This window comes from Caulobacter sp. Root655 (genome assembly GCF_001427665.1).
In the GTDB taxonomy this organism is placed as follows: Bacteria; Pseudomonadota; Alphaproteobacteria; order Caulobacterales; family Caulobacteraceae; genus Caulobacter.
In genome coordinates this window covers 72,695-94,614 of sequence record NZ_LMHC01000004.1, presented here as the reverse complement: position 1 = coordinate 94,614, position 21,920 = coordinate 72,695, and the positions used below count along the sequence as shown (strand labels likewise).

Here is a 21,920-nt window from a genome sequence, read left to right as displayed (position 1 = left end):
TCCCTCGATCACAATACCCTGCCGCGGGGTGGAGCAGCCCGGTAGCTCGTCAGGCTCATAACCTGAAGGTCACAGGTTCAAATCCTGTCCCCGCACCCAAAGCTCCTTAAAGCCTAGCTTCCCAAAATCGGGCTTCCCAAAACCAGGCTTCGATGTGTGGCCCTTGTGCCACTTCCGGTGGCGTTTACGCCGCCGCGAACCCGTGTCACGCGAAAATTTATCGCGCAGACCGCCTTCCTCCCGAGATTCTGCGATCAAACCCCGTAGCGCGTTCCGAAGTTTTGCGTCATGAGAGCAGGATGGAAGGACGCGGGTCGGCAACTGGCCCGCCGAATAAGGTTTTGAGGATAAGATGGCGAACGGTGTCGTTAAGTGGTTCAACCCGGCCAAGGGCTTCGGTTTCATTCAGCCCGAGGACGGCGGCCAGGACGTGTTCGTCCACATCGCCGCGGTTGAACGCTCGGGCCTGTCGGGCCTGAACGAAGGCGACCTGGTCGCCTACGAAATGGAAGAGGATCGCCGTTCGGGCAAGACCTCGGCCGGCAATCTGCGCGTCACCGGCCAGGGCGCGGCCCCGTCGGCGCCGCGCCGGCCGGCCGCGCGCGGCTTCGACTCGCCGCGCGGCGGTTACGACGCTCCCCGGGGCGGCGGCTACGGCGGTGGCGGTGGCGGCGGCGGCGCGGGCGAAGCCGGCACCGGCGTGGTGAAGTGGTTCAACAGCACCAAGGGCTTTGGTTTCATCCAGCCCGACAACGGCGGCGGCGACATCTTCGTGCACATCTCGGCCGTCGAACGCGCCGGCCTGCGTGGCCTGAACGAAGGCCAGCAAGTCGGTTACGAACTGGAACAGGACCGCCGCTCGGGCAAGACCTCGGCCGGCAACCTGCGCATCCTCTAAGGATCGGAATTCGGCCGGGCGCGGAGCGTCGGGCCGGTCTTCGGTCCCATGAATCAGGCCCTGCTGGGACCTTTCTTCCGTCGCTGAGACGGGGGAGGGGTTCCTGCGGGGCCTTTTTCGTGTTCGCGATAGCAGCCGGATTGACGGCTATCGCTGAGCAAACAACTGCTCGAACAGCGCCCGCGACCTGCGAACCCCTTCTGCGGTCAGGAATACGGATTGGCCTTACCAACAGGATCCTCGATCAGCTCCTGCGCGTGAAGTCGATCAAGCGTTTGCCAATCGAAGGTCTTCCAGGACCTTGCCGTTCCGCTCGGCTCGTCGGCGTCGTGCAAGGTCAGGTACATCAGGGCGAGAACCGCCTCATCCACGCGCGCGGTGTCGATTTCGGACTCATTCATGGTGGCCTCCCATCCGGGCGGCCACCATCTTGCTCAATCCCCCCGCGCCCGAAAAGGCCCCGCCTCGGCTTGGGTCCCCCGGACAAGCCGGGGGACGACGGCCCTGGACGTCAGATCAGCTGGTGCTCGCGCTCGGCCGCCGCCTGGTTCACCGCCAGGGCGGTCATGTTGACGATGCCGCGCGCCGTGACGCTGGGCGTCAGCACGTGCAGCGGCCGGCTCATGCCCAGCAGCACCGGCCCGACCAGCAGGCCTTCGGTGGCGGCGCTGAGCAGGGTCAGGGCGATATTGGCGGCGTCGAGGGTGGGCATGACCAGCAGGTTGGCCGAGCCCTTCAACGCGCTGTCATGGACCAGGCGGTCGCGCAGGGCCTGGGACAGGGCGGCGTCGGCGTGCATCTCGCCGTCGACCTCGAGCTCGGGCGCGCGCTCACGGACGATGGCCAGGGCGTCGCGCATCTTGCGGGCGGTCGGCGAATTGCTGGCCCCGAAGCTGGAGTGCGACAGCAGGGCGGCCTTGGGCGTCAGGCCGAAGCGGCGCACGGATTCGGCGGCCAGCAGGGTCATCTCGGCCACCTGTTCGGCGGTCGGGTCGACATTGACGTGGGTGTCGCAGAAGAACAGCGTGCCGTTGTCCAGGATCAGCGCCGACAGGGCGTAGACCCGGCCGACCTTTTCGCGCTTGGGGATGATCGGCAGCACATAGGTCATGTGCTGCCACCAGTCGCCGGTTCCGCCCACCAGGGCGGCGTCGACCAGGCCGGCCTGCAGCAGCATCGAGGCCGACACCGTGCGGCGCGTGGTCACCCGGCGCTCGGCGGCCAGGGGGGGAACGCCCCGGCGGCTGACCAGGCCCTGATAGCGTTCGACCAGGGGCGCGAACAGCTCGGTGTCGGACGACGGGTCGAGGATCTCGGTGCGACTGCCGAGGTCGAGGCGCAGGCCCATCTCGGCGACCTTGGCGGTGATGACGTCGCGACGACCGATCAGCACCGGCTTGGCCAGGCCTTCGTCGAGCACGGTCTGGACGGCGCGCAGCACGCGCTCGTCCTCGCCCTCGGCATAGGCCACGCGCACCGGCGCCTTGCGGGCTCGCTCGAACACCGGCCGCATCAACTGGCCCGAGCGGTAGACGAACAGCTCCAGCTCCTGGCGATAGGCGTCGAAGTCGGCGATCGGCCGGGTGGCGACGCCGCTGTCCATGGCCGCCCGGGCCACGGCCGGGGCGATCTGCAGGATCAGCCGCGGGTCGAAGGGCTTGGGGATGATGTATTGCGGGCCGAACATCGGGGCGACGCCGCCATAGGCGCTGGCCACCACTTCGGAGGCCTCGGCCCGGGCCAGTTCGGCGATGGCCTCGACGGCCGCCACCTTCATGGCCTCGTTGATCTCCGAGGCGCCGACGTCCAGCGCGCCCCGGAAGATGAAGGGGAAGCACAGGACGTTGTTGACCTGGTTGGGATAGTCGCTGCGGCCGGTGGCCATGATGGCGTCGGGGCGGGCGGCGGCCACCAGTTCGGGCAGGATCTCCGGCTCGGGATTGGCCATGGCCAGGATCAGCGGATTGGGCGCCAGCAGCGGCAGCCATTCGGCCTTGAACACGCGCGGGGCCGACAGGCCCAGGAAGATGTCGGCGCCGGCCAACACCTCGGACAAGGTCCGGGCGTCGGTGTGGCGGGCATAGCGGGCCATGTTGTCGAGCATGTCAGGCTCGCGCCCGGCATGGACCACGCCCTTGATGTCGGTCAGTGTGACGTTCTCGACCGGCAGGCCCATCGAGACCAGCAGGTCGACGCAGGCCAGGGCGGCGGCGCCGGCGCCCGAGGTCACCAGCTTGACGTCCTTCAGGGTCTTGCCCTGCACGACCAGGGCGTTGCGGACGGCGGCGGCGCAGACGATGGCGGTGCCGTGCTGGTCGTCGTGGAAGACGGGAATGTTCATCCGCTCGCGCAGCTTGCGCTCGATGACGAAGCATTCCGGGGCCTTGATGTCCTCCAGATTGATGCCGCCGAAGGTCGGCTCCAGGGCCGCGACCACCTCGATGAACTTGTCGGGATCCTCGGCGTCGACCTCGAGGTCGAAGACGTCGATGCCTGCGAACTTCTTGAACAGGACGGCCTTGCCCTCCATCACCGGCTTGCTGGCCAGCGGGCCGATATTGCCAAGGCCCAGCACGGCGGTGCCGTTGGAGATCACCGCCACCAGGTTGCCGCGCGCGGTGTAGTCGCGGGCCAGGTCGGGGTTGGCGGCGATGGCCTCGCAGGGGGCGGCGACCCCCGGAGAGTAGGCCAGGCCCAGGTCGCGCTGGGTGGCCATGCGCTTGGTGGCCATGATCTCCAGTTTTCCGGGCCGCGGCAGACGGTGATAGTCCAGGGCGGCTTTACGGAAATCCTCGTCCATCGGTCGGTTCCTCGGTGACTGCGCAGGTGGAGCGGGGCGGATCGTCTTGGTGCGGTCCGTCAGGGTCTAGCTACCGGTGTTGGCCCGGCATTTCCAACCTTACGCCGCGTCTTTCGGCCCTTTTTTCGGGATCGCCGTCCGTGGAAGCGATCGGCGATGGCTCAATAAGTAATAAAAGACTTATATAACGCCCAAGTGGCGGGCGCCGAACGCCGCCATGCAAGGCGGTTGCGGCTCTGGCGCCCGTCGCGGCCGCGACAGGCTGGACTTGCGGACGAGGCGGTTTCAGCATCGCTCGCGGGGCCAAGGGTTTAGACTGGCGTTGCGGAAACGCCGAGCAAGGAACGACGAGCGCATGAGCGGCCTGACCACCCATATCCTCGACACGGCGGCCGGCCGCCCGGCGGCCAATGTCGCTGTGCGGGTTTCCGCCCACCGCGCCGGCGTGGTCAGCCTGTTGTCGGAGACTCGCACCGACGCCGACGGCCGGGCGCGGCTGGTCGAGGGCGCGGACCTGGCGGTCGGCGGCTATCGGTTGGAATTCGCGGTCGCCGACTATTTCCGGGGCAGCGGCGCGGCGGTCAGCGATCCGCCGTTCCTGGACGTGGTGGTCATCGATTTCTCGGTCGCCGACCCGGCCCAGCATCATCACGTGCCGCTGCTGGTCTCGCCGTTCGGCTATTCCACCTATCGGGGCAGCTGAGATGGGCCCCAAACCACATGAGGCGGTGCGGTTCCTGCTGAACGGCGAGGTGGTTGAGGCTCGGGGCGTCGATCCCACCCGCACGCTGCTGGAGCACCTGCGCGGCGACCTGCGGCGGACCGGGACCAAGGAAGGCTGCGCCGAGGGTGATTGCGGCTCGTGCACGGTGCTGGTCGGCGAACTGGATGGGCAGGGTGGTACAGCCTGGCGGGCGGTGAACAGCTGCATCCAGTTCGTGCCGATGCTGGACGGCAAGGCGGTGATCACGGTCGAGGGGGTGGCGGGCGCGGCGCCGCATCCGGTGCAGGCGGCGATGGTCGAGCACCACGGCTCGCAATGCGGCTTCTGCACGCCGGGCATCGTCATGTCGCTGTATGGGCGGGCGGTGGCGGCCAAGGGAACCGACGCACCGATCAACGAGGTGCTGGCCGGGAACCTGTGCCGCTGCACGGGCTATGGCCCGATCATCGCGGCGGCCGAAGCGATCCCGGCCGAGGCGGCGCCGGAGGTGGCCGACCAGCTGGTCGGCCTGCGGCGAGAGGTCATGCTGGATCTGGAGCACGCCGACGCCATCGCCGGGATGACCCGCCGCTGGTTCACGCCGCAGAGCCTGGCCGAGCTGGCGCAAACCTATGCCGCCCGTCCGGACGCCGTGATCGTAGCCGGGGCCACCGACATCGGCCTGTGGGTCACCAAGCTGCGCAAGCCGCTGGAGACCCTGATCGACATTGGCCAGGTGGCCGAGCTGAAGGCCATGACCCGTCAGGACGGCTGGCTGCGGATCGGGGCCGGCGTGCGTTATGTCGACGCCCTGGAGACGCTGGGCGCGCTCTATCCCGACCTCGGCGAGATGATGCGGCGCCTGGGGTCCACCCAGGTGCGCAACAGCGGCACGATCGGCGGCAATATCGCCAACGGCTCGCCGATCGGCGACATGCCGCCGGCCCTGATCGCGCTGGGCACCCGGCTGGTGCTGCGCCGGGGCGAGACCCAGCGCACCCTGCCGCTGGAGGACTTCTTCATCGCCTACGGCAAACAGGACCGCGCGCCCGGCGAGTTCGTCGAGGCCGTGCTTGTGCCACTGGAGCTCGGCGGAGCGATGTTCAAGGTGTTCAAGCTGTCCAAGCGTTTCGACCAGGACATCTCGGCGGTGTGCGGGGCGTTCAATATCCAGGTGAAGGACGAGGTCGTGACCTCGGCCCGCATCGCCTTCGGCGGCATGGCCGCCACGCCCAAGCGGGCGGCGGCCTGCGAGGCCGCGCTGGTCGGCCAGATCTGGAACCCGACGACGGTGAACGCCGCCGTCGCGGCCCTGGCCGGCGATTTCACGCCCCTGACCGACGCCCGCGCCTCGGCGGCCTATCGTGCCCTGGCGGCGGGGAACATGCTGCGCAAGGCGTACATCGAGTCCGCCCGACCCGACCTGGCGACTCGCGTGCCGGAGGCCGCCGCCCATGGCTGACTCCGCCTCCTCGCAAAACACCCTTGGCGTCGAGCCCGTCGTCTTCCAGGGCGTCCACGCCGCCCTGCCGCATGACAGCGCCCTGCGCCACGTCACCGGTTCGGCGATCTATGTCGACGACCTGCCCGAGCCGGTCGGGATGCTCCACGTCCATCTTGGCATGAGCACCAAGGCCCATGCCAGGATCGTATCGATGGACCTGTCGGCCGTGCGCGCCGCGCCGGGCGTCGTCATCGTGCTGAGCGCCCGGGACATCCCCGGCGAGAACGACGTCAGCCCGGTGATCCACGACGACAAGCTGTTCGCCGACGGCGTGGTGGTCTGTGTCGGCCAGAGCCTGTTCGCCGTGGCCGCCACCTCGATCGCCGCCGCCCGCGCCGCCGCCGCCAAGGCCGTGGTGGTCTACGAGGACCTGCCGGCCGCCATCACCATCGCCCAGGCCCGCGCCGCCGACCTGACCATCGAGGCCGCCCAGCGCATGGCGCGCGGCGACGCGGCCGTCGCCCTGGCGGCTTCGCCCCGGCGGTTGCAAGGCACGCTGGCGATCGGCGGCCAGGACCATTTCTACCTCGAGGGCCAGGTGGCCCTGGCGACGCCGGGCGAGGGCGGCGACGTCCATGTCTGGTCGTCCACCCAGCACCCCAGCGAGGTGCAGCATCTGATCGCCAAGGTGCTGGCCGTGCCACACACCAGCGTCACCGTCGAGGTGCGGCGGATGGGCGGCGGGTTCGGCGGCAAGGAGACCCAGGCCTCGCTGTTCGCCGCCGCCGCCGCCCTGGTGGCGGTGAAGACCGGCCGCGCCGCCAAGGCCCGTCCCGACCGCGACGAGGACATGGTCATGACCGGCAAACGGCATGACTTCGAATGCGCCTACGACGTCGGCTTCGACGACACTGGAAGGCTGACGGGCCTGGCCCTGGAGCTGGCCTCGCGCTGCGGTTCGACCACCGACCTGTCGATGGCCATCAACGACCGGGCGATGTTCCACGCCGACAACTGCTACTTCCTGCCGGCCGTCGAGATCCTGTCACACCGCTTCCGCACCCACACGGTGTCGAACACCGCCTTCCGGGGCTTTGGCGGACCGCAGGGCATGGCGGCGATCGAGCGGGTGATGGACGTCGTCGCCCAGGCCACGGGGCTGGACCCGCTGCTGGTGCGCCAACGCAACCTCTATGGCGGCGAAGGGCGCAACCTGACGCCCTACCACCAGACGGTCGAGGACAATGTCGCGCCGCAGCTGCTTTCGGAACTGGCGGCGTCCTGCGACTACGAGGCCCGGCAACGCGCGATCGACGCCTTCAACGCGACGAGCCCGGTCCTGAAGAAGGGCCTGGCCCTGACGCCGGTGAAGTTCGGCATCTCGTTCACCACCACCCACCTGAACCAGGCCGGGGCGCTGATCCACCTCTATGCTGACGGCTCGATCCTGCTGAACCACGGCGGGACGGAGATGGGGCAGGGGCTGTTCGTCAAGGTCGCCCAGATCGTCGCCGAGGCCTTCAAGGTCGACATGGCGCGGATCAAGCTCACCTCCACCGTAACCGACAAGGTGCCCAACACCTCGGCCACCGCCGCCTCGTCGGGGGCCGACCTGAACGGCATGGCGGCCCTGAACGCGGCCAACACGCTCAAAGCCCGGCTGGTCGAATTCGCGGCCCGCAAGTGGGGCTGCGCCGAGGCCGACGTCGCGTTCACGCCGCAGGGCCTGCGGGCCGGGGCCGAGTTGGTTCCGTTCGACGTGCTGTGCCGCCAGGCCCATCTGGGCCGGGTGTCGCTGTCGGCCACCGGCTACTACGCCACGCCGAAGATCCACTACGACCGCGCCACTCACACCGGCCGGCCGTTCTATTATTTCGCCTATGGCGCGGCCTGCAGCGAGGTGCTGATCGACACCCTGACCGGCGAGATGAAGGTCACCCGGGCCGACATCCTGCACGACGCCGGCCGCTCGCTGAACCCGGCCATCGACCTGGGTCAGATCGAGGGCGGCTTCGTCCAGGGCATGGGCTGGCTGACCACCGAGGAACTGGTGTTTAGCAGCGATGGCCGCCTGCTGACCCACGCCCCCTCGACCTACAAGATCCCGACCTGCGGCGACCGGCCGGCGGTGCTGAACCTGGCGCTGTGGGACGCGGGCCGCAATGTCGAGGAGACGGTGCACCGCTCGAAGGCCGTGGGCGAGCCGCCGCTGATGCTGGCGCTGTCGGTGCTGTCGGCGGTGAGCCGGGCGGTGGCGTCCGTGGCCGACCACAAGGTGTTCCCCGACCTGGACGCGCCGGCGACGCCGGAGCGGATTTTGATGGCGGTCGAGGATGTGAAGAAGAGGGCTGGCGAATGTTGACCCTCTCCCACCGGGAGAGGGAGGGGCCCGACTGCGTAGCAGTTGGGAGGGTGAGGGATTACGCTCTCACCGGTTTCACACGAGCGCCCTGCCGGCACGCCGTTCGACGTCTAAACCCCTCACCCTCCCAAGCTTCGCTTGGGCCCCTCCCTCTCCCTCTGGGAGAGGGTCTATGACCGCGAACTGGGCTCGCCAATCTCTCGCCCGCCTGGCCCTCGGCCAGCCCGCCGCCCTGGTCACCATTGTCGCCACCGAGGGCTCGGCTCCGCGTGACGCCGGGACCAAGATGGTGGTCTGGGCCGAGGGCCAGGCCGGCACCATCGGCGGCGGCAATCTCGAACACCAGGTCGCCGACCAGGCGCGAAAGATGCTGGCGGCCCACCAGCCGTTCGCCGTGCAGGACTATCCGCTGGGCCCGCTGCTGGCCCAATGCTGCGGCGGTCGCGTCCGGCTGTTGATCGAGCGGGTCGAGGCCGCCAGCCTCGACTGGCTGACCGACGCCGCCCGGCGCCTGGACGCCGACCAGCCGTTCGAGCTGCGCACCCGCTTTTCGCCGGGCATGCTGCGCAAGACCGTCCGGGCGGTGACCGCTTCCCAGCCCGAGGCGACCGGCGTCACGCTGGACGGCGCGCCGGCCACCGCGCGCGGCGACCGCCCCGGCCAAGGCCACGAGCTGGTCGAGCGCACCGACGCGCCGCGCCCGCCGGTGCTGCTGTTCGGGGCTGGTCACGTCGGCCAGGCCGTGGCCCGGGCCCTGGAGCCGCTGCCGTTCCGGCTGTCGTGGTTCGACACCCGTCCGGAGACGGCGGACATCCCCGGCGTCGCCGTCGGCTCGCCGGCCGAGCTGGCCGCCGCCGCCATGGGCGCCGGGTCGGACGCCTTCATCCTGATCCTCACCCACGACCACAACCTGGACTACGCCCTGACCTCGGCCGCCCTGGCCGGCGGGGCGTTCGGCTATCTGGGCCTGATCGGGTCGGACACCAAGAAGGCCCGGTTCCTGGGGCGACTTCGCCGGGACGGTTTCGCCGACATCGTTCTGCAACGTCTGACCTGTCCCATCGGTCTGCCGATTCTGAAGAACAAGGCCCCGGAGGTCATCGCCGTGTCGGTGGCCGCCGACCTGCTGATGCGGGCCGAAGACGCCCGCCGCGAACGCACAAAGGACCTCGAACTTGCAAGCCTATAGGGCGTCGATCTTCCACCTGGAGGACGACCCGAGCACCATAGACGGGGAGGCGCATGCCTTCCACGAGGACGGCCTGCTGCTGGTCGAGGACGGCCGCGTGGTCGCCTGCGGCGATTACGCCAAGCTGGCCGACGAGCTGGGCGACACCCCGGTGGAGGACCTGTCCGGCAAGCTGATCGTCCCCGGCTTCGTCGACACCCACATTCACTTCCCACAGGTCGACGTCATCGCCGCCCATGGCGAGCAACTGCTGGACTGGCTGGAGCGCCACACCTTCCCGGCCGAAGCCGCCTTCGCCGACCCCGGCCATGCCGAGGACACCGCCGAGTTCTTCGTCGAGGAACTGCTGCGCAACGGCACCACCAGCGCCCTGGTGTTCGGCTCGGTGCACAAGGCCTCGGTGGAGGCGCTGTTCGTGGCGGCCCTGAAGCGCGACATGCGGCTGATCGCCGGCAAGTCGCTGATGGACCGCAACGCCCCACCCGGCTTGACCGACACGGTCGAAAGCAGCCGCCGCGACATGCTGGACCTGATCGCCGACTGGCACGGCAAGGGCCGGCTGGGCTACGCCGTCACCCCGCGCTTCGCGATCAGCTGCAGCGACGCCCAGCTGGCCATGGCCGGCGAGGTGCTGGCCGCCAATCCCACCGTGTGGATGCAGACCCACCTGTCGGAGAACATCCGCGAGATCGTCGACACCGCCAAGCTGTTCCCGGCGGCCGGGGACTATCTCGACGTCTATGACCGCTTCGGCCTGGTCGGCGAGCGTTCGGTCTTCGCCCACTGCGTCCACCTCCAGGGCGAGGCGTTCCAGCGCCTGGCCAACGCCGGCTCGGCCGTGGCCTTCTGCCCGACCTCGAACCTGTTCCTCGGCTCGGGGCTGTTCCCGCTGGAGACCGCCTGCGCCCACGGGGTGAAGGTCGGGATCGGCACGGACGTGGGGGCCGGCACCACCTTCTCGGTGCTGCACACCCTGGGCGAGGCCTACAAGGTGGGCCAGCTGCGCGGCGAGGCGCTGGACCCGTTCCACGCCTTCTACCTGGCGACGCTGGGCGGGGCGCGGGCCCTGGGGCTGGAGGGCGAGATCGGCAGCCTGGAGACCGGCAAGATCGCCGACTTCCTGGTGCTGGACCTGGCGGCGACGCCGCTGTTGGCCCGGCGGATGCCGGCGGCGCGGTCGCTGGAGGATCGGCTGTTCGCGCTGACGGTGCTGGGCGACGACCGGGTGGTCGAGCGGACCTATGTGGCTGGGGTGGAGCGGTATAGGCGGGGGTGATGAAGTAAATCCTCCCCCTGTGGGGGAGGTGTCGGCGTAGCCGACGGAGGGGGGGAGTGTTCGGCAGGTCGCCGCCTGCGGGATCTATCGTCCTAAAACTCCCCCCACCGATCGCTTCGCGATCGCCTCCCCCACGGGGGGAGGACTTTCGAGCCTCAGGCCCTCATCGTCTCGCGATACAGCCTCAGCAACCCTTCGGCCTTCACCCCCACGGTAATCGCCTGCACCGGCTGACCGTCCCAGGCCGACGGCCCGAACAGCTCGCCCTCGACCATCTGGCAGGTCTGGCCCAGGGCGATCCCGTTGGTGACCACCCGGATCGAGCCGCGACGCACGTCGAACAGCGACGGGTCGATCACGAACGCCACCGCCGCGGCGTCATGCACGCAGCAGCCGACGATGCCGTCGCGGCCGCCGTAGAACCGCGCATAGGGCTTGGAGATGGCGTTGAGGAACGCGCCCGCCGGCCCGGCCGTGGCTTCCAGCTCTTCCATATAGGCCGGGCTCATCACCACCTGGGTGGTGACGTCCAGGCTGACGGCGGTGACGAACCAAGGGGCGGTGAACACCAGGTCGGCGGCTTCCGGGTCGTTCCAGATATTGGCCTCGGCCACCGGGGTGACGTTGCCAGGTTTGCCGGCCACGGCGAAGGCACCGCCCATGATCACCACGGCCTTCAGCAGGGTTGCGACCTCGGGGTCGGCTTGCAGCGCCAGGGCCAGGTTGGTCAGCGGACCGACCGCCACCAGGGTGACCTCGCCGGGATTGGCGCGGGCCAGGTCGATGATCGCCTGATAGGCCGGCTTGGCCTCGGGCTCGGCGGCCACCAGGCCCGTCAGCTCGACGTCGCCCAGGCCGTTCTCGCCATGCACGAAGGTGGGGGAGGGGTTGCGCGGCCGGGTCAGCGGCTTGTCGGTCCCCTTGTAGACCGGGGCCGTCAGGCCGAAGCGGTCCTTCAGATAGAGCGCGTTGCGGGTGGTGGTGTCGATGTCGGCGTTGCCGAACACCGTGGTCACCGCCAGCAGGTCGATCGCCGGGCTGGCCTGGATGAACAGCAGGGCCATGGCGTCGTCGATGCCGGGGTCGGTGTCGAAGATGATCTTGGTCGGGGTCGTCATCCGAGGGACTTATCTCATCGTTGGGCGGAGGGGGAACCCCTCAAACGAACCATGCTCCCGGCGCGAACCGGGAGCATGGCGGGACGATGGCAATCCTTCGGGGATCCGCCCGGCCGCGAGGCCAGGCGGAGGTCTTTCAGATTACCGCTTGGCGCTGATCGAGATGCCGACGATCCGAGGCTCGTTGACGAAACCGGTCAGGTTGTTGAAGTCGATGCCGCCGCGCAGGTTCACCTCGTTGGTGATGTTGCGGGCGAACAGGGCCACCTCGTAGGCGCCGTCCTGCTTGGCGTAGCCGAGCTTCAGACCGCCTTCGAAGGCGCCCTTCGAGTTGAACTCCTTGCTCTCGTAGAGGAACAGGTTGGTGTAGCCCTGCTTGAACCAGTCGGTGTAGGCGAACAGTTCGCCGTCGCCGATCGGGTAGGCGTAGCGGGCCGTGAAGTTCAGCACGTACTTCGGCGCGTTCGGGAACGGGTTGCCGTTGACCAGCGCCCGGCCCGCCGCGTTCAGCGGGTCGGTCACGGTGCACTGGGCGCAGACCGCCACGGCCAGGTTCTTGTCCTTGATCTTGGTGTGGTTGTAGCTGTAGCCGGCGGTCAGCAGCAGGTTCTGGGTGACCTTGAACTCGCCGTCGAACTCGACGCCGTAGGCCTCGCCCTTGTCGGCGTTGACCAGCAGCGTGTTGTTGCCGGCGCCGCCGATGGCGCTGAACTGCGGGTCCTTTTCCTCAAAGGCGAAGGCCGCGCCGTTCAGGCGGACGCGACGGTCGAGCAGTTCGCTCTTGAAGCCCACTTCGTACGATTGGATGGTTTCCGACTGGGCCACCGAGGCCGGGGCGAAGAACACGATGTCGCGGCCCTGGATGGTCGGGCCACGGAAGCCGCGAGCGGTGCGGGCGTAGAGGCTGAAGTCGTCGGTCACGGCGTAGAAGGCCGACAGGTCCCACGAGACCTTGCTGTCCGACACCGCCACCTTCGGCGCGGTCGAGCCGACCACGGTCATGGTCTTGTCGTCGTCGGTGTAGCGCAGGCCGCCGGTGAGCTTCAGTTGCGGGGTGACCTGGTAGGTGGCTTGGCCGAAGGCGGCCCAGGCGGTGTTCTTGTGGTTCAGCGTCGCCTTGTTGAAACCGGCGTCGGTGGTCACCAGGAAGTCGGAGTGGAAGTAATAGCCGCCGACCTGCCAGGTGAAGGGACCGTCGGCGTCCGAGGCCAGGCGGATTTCCTGGGTGTACTGGTCCAGGTCGTCGATGCCGTCCCGGGTGTCGGAGTCGAACGGGATGAAGCCGGGGCCGATGCCGGCCACGCCGCCGTCGATGTCGCCGCGGCTGTAGCCGTTGGTGGTCTCGTAGGCGCTGATCGAGGTCAGGGTCACGCCGCCGAAGTCGTAGTCGATCTTAATCGACTCGCCGTTGCCGTCGTACTTCTGCGGGTTGCTGCCGCCGCCGTTGTAGAAGACCGAGTCACGGTCGAAGGCGCCGTTGATCTTGTTGCTGCCCTTGGTGAGGATATTGGCGCGGAAGATCGCGGCGGTGCCGTCCAGGGTGCGGTTGTGGGCGTTCAGCAGGACGCTCAGCTCTTCGGTCGGGGTCCACAGCAATTGGCCGCGGATGGCGTACTCGTCGTAGCCGCCCATGGCGTCCTTCACCTTGGTGAAGGTGTTGTCGATATAGTCGTCGCGGTGTTGGCCCAGGATCGAGATGCGACCGGCCAGCTTGCCTTCGACCAGCGGGCCGCCGACGCCGCCCTCGGCCGTCCACGAGCCGTAGGAGCCGTAGGTCACCGTGCCGTTGGCCTTGAAGCTCTGGCTCGGCTTGACGCTGTCGAACTTGACGATGCCGGCGGTGGTGTTGCGGCCAAACAGCGTGCCCTGCGGGCCGCGCAGCACTTCAACCTGGTCGACGTCGAACACCGGCGTGCTCTTCAGCACGACGTTTTCCATCACCACGTCGTCCATGATCACCGAGACCGGCTGCGAGGCGGCCAGGTCGAAGTCGGCGTTGCCCAGGCCGCGGATGTAGAAGCGCGGGGCGGCGCGGCCGTTGGAGGATTCGATGTACAGGCCGGGGACGCGGCTCGACAGGGCCAGCACGTCCTCGCCGCCGGCGAACAGGGCGTCCAGCTTCTCGCCGGAGACGGCGGCGACCGAGACCGGCACTTCCTGGATGTTTTCCGACCGCTTCTGGGCGGTGACGATCACGTCGTCGAGCGTGACGGCGGTTTCCTGGGCGAAGGCCGGCGCGGCGAGGCCGGCGGCGAGGACCAGGGCGGCGAGAGCGCCGCCGGTGCGGAGGCGTACGCGCAGCTTGGCGGAGGTGGTCATGTCATATCCCCTTCATGTGTCGGCGGCCCGACACCTGAGGGTGCAATGCACAATGATCGAGACGAATCCAAAGCTTTGATGACGTCTCGGCCTTGGTTTGATGAAGTTTTGCCACGAGATGTCACTATTTGACCACGCGGTCGCCACGGCGCCCAAAAGCAGATCATAAGTCAGAGATTTCTTACTTATCGTCATTTGGCTGACGATCTTTCGCTTACGGGGCAAGGCGTTGGTCAACGCCTTCCTGAAGAAGCGAGACATGGGCCGAGACGATTTTCCAGCCGATTTCGGTGCGAACCCAGGTCTGGCTCTGGCGGCCGGGTCGTTTTGCCCCTTCACGCAGGAATTCGACATTGGCGATCGCGAAATCTCGCCCAAACGTGGTGATTTCAGTCCTGAGGCGTGAACGCGGAGGAGAGCCGCCGCTCCGGCCGATTCGAAAGGCGGCGATCGCCTCGAAGCCGTAGAGATTCTCGGCCACGCCGTAGCGGACGGTCTGCGGCGCGTCGCGGAAGAAGCCGTCCAGGGCCTCGACGTCGTTGGCCATCAGCGCCGTCTCGTAGGCGTCGACCATGGCGGTCACCTCGGCCAGCACGGAGAGGTCGTCGATGATCATGGCCGCTCCGGAGGGCGATGGGCCGCGACGACGCCGGCCTGCTCCAGCCGCAGGGCCGCGGCCAGGGCCAGGTCCTCGCGCCAGGCCGGGGCGATGACCTGCACGCCGATGGGCAGCTTGCCCGGACGGTTGAGCGGCACGGTCACGACGGGCAGGCCGATATAGCTGATCGGCTGGGTGTAGGCGCCGAGGTTCTTGCGCACCGAAACCTCCTGGCCGCCCATCTCCATGGTCGCCTGGCCGACGCCCGGCGCGGGGCACACCGAGGCCGGGGCCAGCAGGATGTCGAAATCCTCGAACACCTTGGCCGCCGCGTCGCGGAAGATCGGGCGATAGCGGCGGGCGGCCTCGGCCACGCCGTGCGGCAGCAGGGCGCCGGCCAGCAGGCGATCGCGCACGGCCGGGTCGTAGTCCAGCGCCCGGGCCTTGAGGTCTTCCAGGTGCAACTCGCCGCCCTCGGCGGCGGTCAGGCAGAAGGCGGCGGCGCGGGCCTGCTCGGCGCCGGGCAGCTCGACGCCACGCCGGGCCTGCAGGGCGTCGGCGATGATCTCCAGCGCCTCGAGCACTTCGGGAAAGGCGCCCTGCGCGAACCAGCCGCCCAGCATGCCGACGCGAAGGGGCGCGTCGGCGATGGCTTGCAGGCGAGGGGCGGCCGGTTCGGCGGGCCGACGGCAGAGCGGATCCAGAGGATCCGGTCCCTGCATCAGGTCGTAGGCGAGGGTCAGGTCCGCCACCGACCGTGCGAACGGTCCGATGTGGTCCAGGCTCTCGACAAAGGGAAAGGCGCCCTGGCGCGACAGCCGGCCCAGGGTGGGCTTCAACCCGAACACCCCGCACAGGCTGGCCGGGATGCGGATCGAGCCGTTGGTGTCCGAGCCCAGGGTCAGGGGCACGAGGCCGGCGGCCACCGCCGCGGCCGAGCCGCCCGACGAGCCGCCGGCGATGCGGGTCAGGTCGTGCGGATTGCGGGTCGGGCCATCGTGGGCGTTCTCGGTGACGAAGCCGTAGGCGAACTCGTCCATGTTCAGCGCCCCGACCAGCACGGCGCCGGCGGCGGTCAGGCGCTGGATGGCGGTGGCGTCCCGGGCGGCGGGAGACGCGTCCCGGCGAATCTTCGAGCCGGCCAGCGTGGTCACGCCCGCGACGTCGAACAGGTTCTTGACCGCGAACGGCGCGCCGGCCAGCGGACCGACCGCGCGACCGGCGGCGAGGTCGGCGTCGATGGCGTCGGCCTGGGCCAGGGCGCGGCCAGCGAACACGGCGGTGAAGGCGTTGAGGGCGCCGTTGGCGGCGGCGATCCGCGCCAGGGCGGCCTCGGTTTCGGCCCGAGCGGTGGTCGCGCCGTCGCGGACATCGGCGGCGATGGCGGCGGCGGAGCGGAAGCTCATGGCGCGAACGCCTCGATCTCATCCGCCGCCGACGCGGGCAGGGCGGCGACGAAGGTCTCGGCCTGGCGGCGCAGCAGGGTCAGGTTGTCGATCACCCCAGGGCGGCAGGCTTGCGGCAGCGGCAGGCCCAGCCCCTCGGCGCGGGCGTCGGCATAGGCCGCGACCGCGTCGTCGGGAAGGGCGAGAAACGCCGAGAGCGCAGGATCGACCGCCATGCGGGGCAAGCTCCACAAGTAAGAAATTTCTTCATAACCGGGATATCCGGCCGCCGCTAGGGCGGGACGGGCCTGGAGGGTCTCGACGCCCAGCGCCGCGCCATCTTCCCCGCGTCGGCGCCTGCCCGTTGGGCGCCGGGCGGCTTGGCGCGACCTGGCGGCGGTCGAGGCTAGGGCGGAGCGGCCGGCGGGGGCCAACTGGGCGCTTGTAATAGAAGGCTTACTTCATGCGCCACCACCTGGCCTCGTCCCCGGAAACCGTCCGCTTCGGGATCTTCGACGCCGCCTTCGATCCGGTACTGACCGTCGATCCGGGCGACACGGTGGTGGTCGACTGCGTCTCGGGCGGCCCCGAGGTGATGCCGCCGCCGGAACTGGGCCTGACCGTTCCGCCCGCCTTGCAGGCGATCCACGACGCCAGGCTGGAGCGGATGGGCCCCCACATCCTGACCGGTCCGGTGGCGATCCGAGGCGCCGAGCCGGGCGACACCCTGGAGGTGCGGATCGAGGCGATCGAGCCCAACAACGACTGGGGCTACTGCGCCGTCCGGCCGCTGGCCGGGACCCTGCCGGAGGATTTCCCCGACCGCTATGTCAGCCACATCGCCGTCGACGGCGCGGCGGGAACCTGCAAGCCGAGCTGGGGCCCGACCCTGCCGCTGCGGCCGTTCTTCGGCACGGCCGGGGTCGCCCCGCCGCCGCGCTACGGCCGGCTGTCCAGCCGCGAACCGCGCGAGCACGGCGGCAACATGGACTGCAAGGAGCTGACGGCGGGTTCGAGCCTGTTCCTGCCGGTCTGGGTCGCGGGCGCCAACTTCTCGGTCGGCGACGGCCACGGCCGCCAGGGCGACGGCGAGGTCTGCGTCAACGCCCTGGAGATGGGCCTGACCGGGACCTTCACCTTCGTGCTGCACAAGGCCGCCGACATCGGGGTGGCCGCCTGGCCGCGGGCCGAGACGCCGACCCATTTCATCACCCTGGGCTTCAACGAGGATCTGGACCTGGCGATGAAACAGGCGCTGCGCGGGATGATCGACTTCATCGTCGCGCGGTCCGCGCTGACCCGGGTGCAGGCCTATCAGTTCTGCTCGCTGGCCGTGGACTTCCGGGTGACCCAGACGGTGAATGGCGAGAAGGGGGTGCACGGGATGCTGGAGAAGGGGGTTCTGTTCTAGACCCTACGTGCCGCGGCGACGCAGCGACACGTAACCGATCGACTCGGTGTTGCCGTACTCGGTGCAGGTGTTGGCGCCGACGAGGTCGACCGCGAGGTCCGCGGCGATCGCCGTATAGATCGCCGACAGCATCGCCTGGCCGCCCGCCGTGGTCACGTTGATCGAGTAGGTCAAGTTCGACAGCGCGCAGGCCGGCTGGCCGGTGCGCGCGGTGTCGAGGATGACGACGACCTTGCCGTCTTTGTCCGGCGCGACGTTGTTGACGTGAACATTGATGGCGTTGCTGGCCTGGACGGGACCGGCCAACAGCAGGGGCAGGGCGCAGAGTGCGGCGAGGTCGAGTCTCGAGAGGGGCGTCATGGCTTTCCCGTGTGGGTGAAGTGATGGCGATCCGTGAGGCGTGCGCTTCAGGGCGGGTCGATCGATCAGGGTTTGCGCACGGCGATGTAGCCGGCCGACTCCGCGTTCGGGAACACGTCGCAGGCGCTCGTGCCGCCGACATCGACCAGCAGGCCGGTCGACAGGGCCGTGAAGAGCGCCGAGGCCAAGACCTGGCCCGCGACGGTGTTGGTGTTGACCGTCCAGGCCTGGGCGCTGCCGCCGGCCGCGCAAGCGGGAAGGCCGGTGCGCGGGGCGTCGACATAGAACACCAGTGAGCCGGCGTTGTTCGGGGCGACGTTCGTGACGTGGACGCCCAGGGACGAACTGGCCTGGGCGGGTGCGGCCAGCGCCAGGAACAAGAGCGCGGCGGTCGCCGCCAGGGTGCGTGATGCGATGGTCATGGATCCCCCAACAAGACTGGCGCTCCGTGGACCTCGACCGGATGTCGCGCCCGCCGCCAGTTCAACCTTGTCGAGCATGAGTCGAACGTTCGAGCTATCCTCGATGCGCCGGATTCAGCGCCCCGCCGTCAGATACCCCTCCAGCAGCTCCAGCGCGTGGGTCAGCCGTTCGCGCCGCCACTCGGCCTTGCTCATGTCGGTGTCCAGCGTCACCGACAGCGAATAGCCGTTGGCCAGGTGGAACCGGCTCATCGCCGCGATGGTCACGTAGATCTGCACCGGGTCGAGTTCTTCCCGGAAGATCCCCTGCTTCTGGCCGCTGTCGATCAGCCGCTCGATCGTGCGCCGCAGGGGAAACGCCGTCTCGGTGACCTTGCGCGACTGGGCGACGAACTTGCCCTGCAGCAGGTTTTCGTTGCGCAGCAGGCCGTCGATGCGCGGGTTCTTCTCGAAATAGTCGAAGGTGAAGCGCTGCAGGGCGAAGAAGCCTTCCAGGGGCTTGTCGAAGTCGATCTTCAGCTCGGCCTCGCGACCGCGCAGGTCCTCGTAGGCGGCTTCCAGCACCGCCAGGTACAGGCCCTTCTTGTCGCCGAAATAGTGGTAGAGCATGCGGATGTTGCATTTGGCGGCCTTGACGATCCGCTCGATGCGCGCCCCAGCGTAGCCCGCCGCCGAGAACTCCTTCAGCGCCGCGGTCAGGATCGCCTTGCGGGTCCGTTCGGCGTTGCGTTTGCGGGGCGCCGGCGCGGCGTCGTCCGTCACGGGGGCGGATGGCGTCTCTACCACGGTGGTCACTGCGTTTTGGCTCCCGCCTTGATCCAGGCGCCCAGCTGGGCGCGTTCCTCATCGGTCATGTGGGTCTCGTTGCCAAGAGGCATGCTGGCGCTGTCGACCGCCCGCTCGCGAATGCGCGGCGCGTAGCGGGCCAGGCCCGCCGGGGTGTCGAAAGCCGCGCCGTTCGGCGGGGCGGTGAAGCCCTTGTGGGTGGGAACGGCGGCGTGGCACGCGACGCAGTGCTTCTGGACGATGCCGTTGGCGACGGCGAACGGCACGGCGGTGGCAGCCTCGACCGCCTTGGGCTTGTGGCTGGCGACGATGCTGACGCCGAACACCAGCATCGCCCCGATGAACAGGAACTCGTGCCGGATGATCCCGTGGTGGCGCAGGTTGAAGAAGTGGCGGATCGACACCCCGCCGGCGCTGATCATCGCCAGCAGCAGCCAGGCCAGCGGATGGCCGGTCACCACCGGATAGTGGTTGCTGATCATGATGAAGATGACCGGCAGGGTCATGTAGTTGTTGTGCACCGAGCGCTGCTTGCCCATCGCCCCCAGGCGCGGGTCGACAGGTCGGCCGGCCAGCATGTCGGCGACGATCTTGCGCTGGTTGGGGATGATCACCAGGAACACGTTGCCGACCATGGCCGTGCCGATGATCGCGCCGACGTGGATGAAGGCCCCGCGGTCGCTGAACAGATGGGTGAGGGCCCAGGTCGCGCCGGTCAGGCAGAGGAACCAGATGACGCCGAAGGCGCGCGGCCGCTGGCCCAGCGGCGAGCGGCACAGGGCCTCGTAAACCAGCAGGCCGCCGAGGATGAAGGCCAGGCCCGTGGCGATGGCCCCGGCCTGGCTGAAGGCGTGCTTGCCGGCGTCGATCAGATAGACCGGCGCGCCCACGTAATAGAGCACGATCAGCAGGGCGAAGCCGCTGAGCCAGGTGGTGTAGGCCTCCCACTTGAACCAGTGCAGGTGGTCGGGCATGTGGGCCGGGGCGGTCATGTACTTCTGCGAATGGTAGAAGCCGCCGCCGTGCACCGCCCACAGCTCGCCCTTGACGCCGTCCTTCGGTGGTTCGGGCGCGCGCAGGTTGTTGTCCAGCCAGACGAAATAGAACGAGGCGCCGATCCAGGCGACGCCGGCGATCACGTGCAGCCAGCGCAGCGACAGGTTCAGCCAGGTTGTCAGGTCGTATTCCAACTAGTTGGCTCCCCCGGCCAGCATCTCCACAACGGTCGTCATCCCCCGACTTGTTCGGGGGACCCAAGCCGAGCCGGCCAATGTCGTTCTGAAGCGCCGCTTGGGTCCCCCGCATAAAGCGGGGGATGACGCGCTTTTGAGTTGGCTCATCCCGTCACCGCGTCTTGGAGTCGAAGCTTGCTGATCAGGCCGATCTGCTGGATCGCCTCGGCGATCTCGGCGGCCCGGTCGTTGGCCAGGCGCGCCTGCATGGCGGCCAGGATCGAGGTCTTGTCGTTCAGCCGCACGGCGATGATGAACGGGAAATCGAAACGCGTCCGATAGGCGGCGTTCAGGGCGTGGAAGCGCTCGAACTCTTCCGCCGTCAGCTTGTCGAGCCCGGCGCTGGCCTGTTCGGCGTTGCTCTCGGCGGTCAGGGTCTTGGCGATCGCCGCCTTGCCGGCCAGTTCGGGGTGGGCGCGGATCAGGGCCAGCCGCTCGGCTTCCGGCGCGGCGTCCAGCACGGCCATCATCGCCGCGTGCAGGGCCTCGACGCTGGCGAACGGCGCGGCGTCGTAGGCCCGCTGGACCACCCACGGCGACAGCTCGAAGGCGAAGCCCAGGGTGGTGGCGAACCCCGTGCGGTTCATCCGGTTCAGGTCGGCCAGGGTGAGGGGCGGGGCGCTCATGCCTTTGCTCCTTGATACGGATGGATCTTGCGCCAGTGGTTCGCGATCTCGATGCGCCGCGCGACCCAGACCTTGTCGTGGCTGGCGACGTGTTCGAGGAAGCGGCGCAGGGCCATGATCCGGCCGGGCTTGCCGACGATCCGGCAGTGCAGGCCGACGCTCATCATCTTCGGCGCCGTCTCGCCCTCCAGATACAGGGCGTCGAAGGCGTCGCGCAGATAGGCGAAGAACTGGTCGCCGCTGTTGAAGCCCTGGGGCGCGGCGAAGCGCATGTCGTTGGCGTCCAGCGTGTAGGGCACGACCAACTGCGGCTTGCCGTGCTGGTCGTCCCAATAGGGCAGGTCGTCGGCGTAGCTGTCGGCGTCGTAGGCGAAACCGCCTTCCTCGGCGACCAGCCGGGCGGTGTTGGGGCTGGTGCGGCCCTGGTACCAGCCCAGCGGCCGCTCGCCGGTCAGGCGGGTGTGGATCTCGATGGCCTTGGCGATGTGCTCGCGTTCCAGGTCCTCGGGGAAATGCTGGTAGTCGATCCAGCGATAGCCGTGGCTGGCGATCTCCCAACCGTAGTTCTGCATCGCCGCCACCACGTCCGGATTGCGCTCCAGGGCCTGGGCGACGGCGAACACGGTGACCGGATAGCCGAACTCCTCGAACAATCGCCGGATGCGCCAGAAGCCGGCGCGGGAGCCGTATTCGTAGAGGCTCTCCATCGACATGTGCCGCATGTCGGGGACCGGCTGGGCGCCGACCATTTCCGACAGGAAGTGCTCGGCCTGGGGATCGCCATGCAGGATCGAGCGCTCGGCGCCTTCCTCGTAGTTGACGACGAACTGCACGGCGACGCGGGCGCCGTTCGGCCAGGCGGCATGGGGCGGGTTTTCGCCGTAACCGACGAGGTCTCTTGGATAGGTCATGCCACTCCCCCCACCGGCCCTTCGGGCCGCCTCCCCCAGAGGGGGAGGACCTTCTTAAGTGCTCCCCCTCTGGGGGAGCT

The 21,920-nt window shown here is 68.8% G+C and carries 20 protein-coding genes, 1 tRNA gene and 1 pseudogene; 9 read left to right on the top strand and 13 right to left on the bottom strand.

Going from position 1 to position 21,920, the window contains the following annotated elements; genetic code table 11:
* Positions 1-22 precede the first annotated feature (22 nt).
* The 3 genes and pseudogenes from ASD79_RS06880 (at position 23) to ASD79_RS24945 (ending at position 898) form a co-directional block, all read left to right on the top strand.
* Positions 23-99: transfer RNA gene (locus ASD79_RS06880), tRNA-Met, on the top strand.
* A 253-nt stretch (positions 100-352) separates the two neighbouring features.
* Positions 353-556, top strand: a pseudogene (locus ASD79_RS24950) (cold-shock protein); the annotation flags it as partial.
* A 144-nt stretch (positions 557-700) separates the two neighbouring features.
* Positions 701-898: a cold-shock protein gene (locus tag ASD79_RS24945; protein ID WP_026171987.1), complete on the top strand. Its 198-nt coding sequence runs from the start codon at positions 701-703 to the stop codon at positions 896-898.
* Between the two features lie 206 nt (positions 899-1,104).
* Here ASD79_RS24945 and ASD79_RS06870 read toward each other — a convergent pair whose 3' ends face one another.
* The gene (locus tag ASD79_RS06870) at positions 1,105-1,299 is read right to left on the bottom strand and encodes a DUF6429 family protein (protein ID WP_200952283.1); all 195 of its coding nucleotides are present in this window, start codon (positions 1,297-1,299) and stop codon (positions 1,105-1,107) included.
* Between the two features lie 110 nt (positions 1,300-1,409).
* Positions 1,410-3,698: an NADP-dependent malic enzyme gene (locus ASD79_RS06865; protein WP_056720301.1), complete on the bottom strand. Its 2,289-nt coding sequence runs from the start codon at positions 3,696-3,698 to the stop codon at positions 1,410-1,412.
* 355 nt (positions 3,699-4,053) lie between these two features.
* Between ASD79_RS06865 and uraH the strand changes: the two genes are divergently transcribed.
* The 5 genes from uraH to guaD all read left to right on the top strand — a co-directional run bounded on the left by uraH (position 4,054) and on the right by guaD (position 10,672).
* Positions 4,054-4,401, top strand: a complete 348-nt coding sequence (gene uraH / locus ASD79_RS06860; protein WP_056720300.1) for a hydroxyisourate hydrolase — start codon at positions 4,054-4,056, stop codon at positions 4,399-4,401.
* Position 4,402: 1 nt separating this feature from the next.
* Positions 4,403-5,863 (top strand): xanthine dehydrogenase small subunit, encoded by a 1,461-nt coding sequence (gene xdhA / locus ASD79_RS06855; RefSeq protein ID WP_056720299.1) that lies wholly within the window; start codon positions 4,403-4,405, stop codon positions 5,861-5,863.
* Entirely contained in the window at positions 5,856-8,207 is a 2,352-nt protein-coding gene (gene xdhB / locus ASD79_RS06850) for a xanthine dehydrogenase molybdopterin binding subunit (RefSeq protein ID WP_056720298.1), read from the top strand. The genes xdhA and xdhB overlap by 8 nt, the downstream gene beginning before the upstream one ends.
* Positions 8,208-8,379: 172 nt before the next feature.
* Positions 8,380-9,396: a xanthine dehydrogenase accessory protein XdhC gene (gene xdhC / locus ASD79_RS06845; protein ID WP_056720297.1), complete on the top strand. Its 1,017-nt coding sequence runs from the start codon at positions 8,380-8,382 to the stop codon at positions 9,394-9,396.
* On the top strand, positions 9,383-10,672 hold the full coding sequence (gene guaD / locus ASD79_RS06840) for a guanine deaminase (protein WP_056720296.1): 1,290 nt from the start codon (positions 9,383-9,385) through the stop codon (positions 10,670-10,672). The genes xdhC and guaD overlap by 14 nt, the downstream gene beginning before the upstream one ends.
* Positions 10,673-10,827: 155 nt before the next feature.
* On the opposite strand, the gene ASD79_RS06835 is transcribed toward guaD, so the two are convergent.
* The 5 genes from ASD79_RS06835 to ASD79_RS06815 all read right to left on the bottom strand — a co-directional run bounded on the left by ASD79_RS06835 (position 10,828) and on the right by ASD79_RS06815 (position 16,328).
* Positions 10,828-11,790 carry a nucleoside hydrolase gene (locus ASD79_RS06835; RefSeq protein ID WP_056720295.1) on the bottom strand — a complete coding sequence of 321 codons (963 nt, stop codon included), beginning with the start codon at positions 11,788-11,790 and terminating at the stop codon, positions 10,828-10,830.
* A 141-nt stretch (positions 11,791-11,931) separates the two neighbouring features.
* The gene (locus ASD79_RS06830; RefSeq protein ID WP_056720294.1) at positions 11,932-14,109 is read right to left on the bottom strand and encodes a TonB-dependent receptor; all 2,178 of its coding nucleotides are present in this window, start codon (positions 14,107-14,109) and stop codon (positions 11,932-11,934) included.
* A 214-nt stretch (positions 14,110-14,323) separates the two neighbouring features.
* Positions 14,324-14,725: an oxalurate catabolism protein HpxZ gene (gene hpxZ / locus ASD79_RS06825; protein WP_056720293.1), complete on the bottom strand. Its 402-nt coding sequence runs from the start codon at positions 14,723-14,725 to the stop codon at positions 14,324-14,326.
* Positions 14,722-16,113 carry an AtzE family amidohydrolase gene (locus ASD79_RS06820; RefSeq protein WP_056720292.1) on the bottom strand — a complete coding sequence of 464 codons (1,392 nt, stop codon included), beginning with the start codon at positions 16,111-16,113 and terminating at the stop codon, positions 14,722-14,724. Before ASD79_RS06820 ends, hpxZ begins: the two co-directional genes overlap by 4 nt.
* Entirely contained in the window at positions 16,110-16,328 is a 219-nt protein-coding gene (locus tag ASD79_RS06815; protein ID WP_082584831.1) for an AtzG-like protein, read from the bottom strand. The genes ASD79_RS06820 and ASD79_RS06815 overlap by 4 nt, the downstream gene beginning before the upstream one ends.
* A gap of 227 nt (positions 16,329-16,555) precedes the next feature.
* Here ASD79_RS06815 and ASD79_RS06810 point away from each other — a divergent pair, with 227 nt between their 5' ends.
* On the top strand, positions 16,556-17,503 hold the full coding sequence (locus ASD79_RS06810; RefSeq protein WP_056720291.1) for an acetamidase/formamidase family protein: 948 nt from the start codon (positions 16,556-16,558) through the stop codon (positions 17,501-17,503).
* 3 nt (positions 17,504-17,506) lie between these two features.
* Here the strand turns inward: ASD79_RS06810 and ASD79_RS06805 are convergent, their stop codons facing one another.
* From ASD79_RS06805 to puuE, 6 genes are all read right to left on the bottom strand, one after another.
* Positions 17,507-17,863, bottom strand: coding sequence for a hypothetical protein (locus tag ASD79_RS06805; protein ID WP_056720290.1), 357 nt, complete (start codon positions 17,861-17,863; stop codon positions 17,507-17,509).
* A gap of 65 nt (positions 17,864-17,928) precedes the next feature.
* The gene (locus ASD79_RS06800) at positions 17,929-18,285 is read right to left on the bottom strand and encodes a hypothetical protein (protein WP_056720289.1); all 357 of its coding nucleotides are present in this window, start codon (positions 18,283-18,285) and stop codon (positions 17,929-17,931) included.
* A gap of 114 nt (positions 18,286-18,399) precedes the next feature.
* Entirely contained in the window at positions 18,400-19,080 is a 681-nt protein-coding gene (locus ASD79_RS06795; RefSeq protein ID WP_156400403.1) for a TetR/AcrR family transcriptional regulator, read from the bottom strand.
* Entirely contained in the window at positions 19,077-20,261 is a 1,185-nt protein-coding gene (locus ASD79_RS06790; protein WP_056720288.1) for a urate hydroxylase PuuD, read from the bottom strand. Before ASD79_RS06790 ends, ASD79_RS06795 begins: the two co-directional genes overlap by 4 nt.
* Positions 20,262-20,407: 146 nt before the next feature.
* Positions 20,408-20,929: a 2-oxo-4-hydroxy-4-carboxy-5-ureidoimidazoline decarboxylase gene (gene uraD, locus ASD79_RS06785; RefSeq protein ID WP_056720287.1), complete on the bottom strand. Its 522-nt coding sequence runs from the start codon at positions 20,927-20,929 to the stop codon at positions 20,408-20,410.
* A complete protein-coding gene (puuE, locus tag ASD79_RS06780; RefSeq protein ID WP_056720286.1) occupies positions 20,926-21,840 on the bottom strand; it encodes an allantoinase PuuE in 915 nt (304 codons plus the stop codon). The genes uraD and puuE overlap by 4 nt, the downstream gene beginning before the upstream one ends.
* Positions 21,841-21,920 lie beyond the last annotated feature (80 nt).

Excerpts from the sequence above, each read along its gene's own strand:
- ASD79_RS06870 (WP_200952283.1), bottom strand. The coding sequence starts at position 1,299 with ATGAATGAGTCCGAAATCGACACCGCGCGCGTGGATGAGGCGGTTCTC.
- ASD79_RS06810 (WP_056720291.1), top strand. The coding sequence starts at position 16,556 with ATGCGCCACCACCTGGCCTCGTCCCCGGAAACCGTCCGCTTCGGGATC.
- xdhC (WP_056720297.1), top strand. The coding sequence starts at position 8,380 with ATGACCGCGAACTGGGCTCGCCAATCTCTCGCCCGCCTGGCCCTCGGC.
- uraH (WP_056720300.1), top strand. The coding sequence starts at position 4,054 with ATGAGCGGCCTGACCACCCATATCCTCGACACGGCGGCCGGCCGCCCG.
- xdhA (WP_056720299.1), top strand. The coding sequence starts at position 4,403 with ATGGGCCCCAAACCACATGAGGCGGTGCGGTTCCTGCTGAACGGCGAG.
- xdhB (WP_056720298.1), top strand. The coding sequence starts at position 5,856 with ATGGCTGACTCCGCCTCCTCGCAAAACACCCTTGGCGTCGAGCCCGTC.
- ASD79_RS06830 (WP_056720294.1), bottom strand. The coding sequence starts at position 14,109 with ATGACCACCTCCGCCAAGCTGCGCGTACGCCTCCGCACCGGCGGCGCT.
- ASD79_RS06835 (WP_056720295.1), bottom strand. The coding sequence starts at position 11,790 with ATGACGACCCCGACCAAGATCATCTTCGACACCGACCCCGGCATCGAC.
- ASD79_RS06820 (WP_056720292.1), bottom strand. The coding sequence starts at position 16,113 with ATGAGCTTCCGCTCCGCCGCCGCCATCGCCGCCGATGTCCGCGACGGC.
- puuE (WP_056720286.1), bottom strand. The coding sequence starts at position 21,840 with ATGACCTATCCAAGAGACCTCGTCGGTTACGGCGAAAACCCGCCCCAT.
- hpxZ (WP_056720293.1), bottom strand. The coding sequence starts at position 14,725 with ATGATCATCGACGACCTCTCCGTGCTGGCCGAGGTGACCGCCATGGTC.
- ASD79_RS06815 (WP_082584831.1), bottom strand. The coding sequence starts at position 16,328 with ATGGCGGTCGATCCTGCGCTCTCGGCGTTTCTCGCCCTTCCCGACGAC.
- ASD79_RS06865 (WP_056720301.1), bottom strand. The coding sequence starts at position 3,698 with ATGGACGAGGATTTCCGTAAAGCCGCCCTGGACTATCACCGTCTGCCG.
- ASD79_RS06800 (WP_056720289.1), bottom strand. The coding sequence starts at position 18,285 with ATGACCATCGCATCACGCACCCTGGCGGCGACCGCCGCGCTCTTGTTC.
- ASD79_RS06805 (WP_056720290.1), bottom strand. The coding sequence starts at position 17,863 with ATGACGCCCCTCTCGAGACTCGACCTCGCCGCACTCTGCGCCCTGCCC.
- uraD (WP_056720287.1), bottom strand. The coding sequence starts at position 20,929 with ATGAGCGCCCCGCCCCTCACCCTGGCCGACCTGAACCGGATGAACCGC.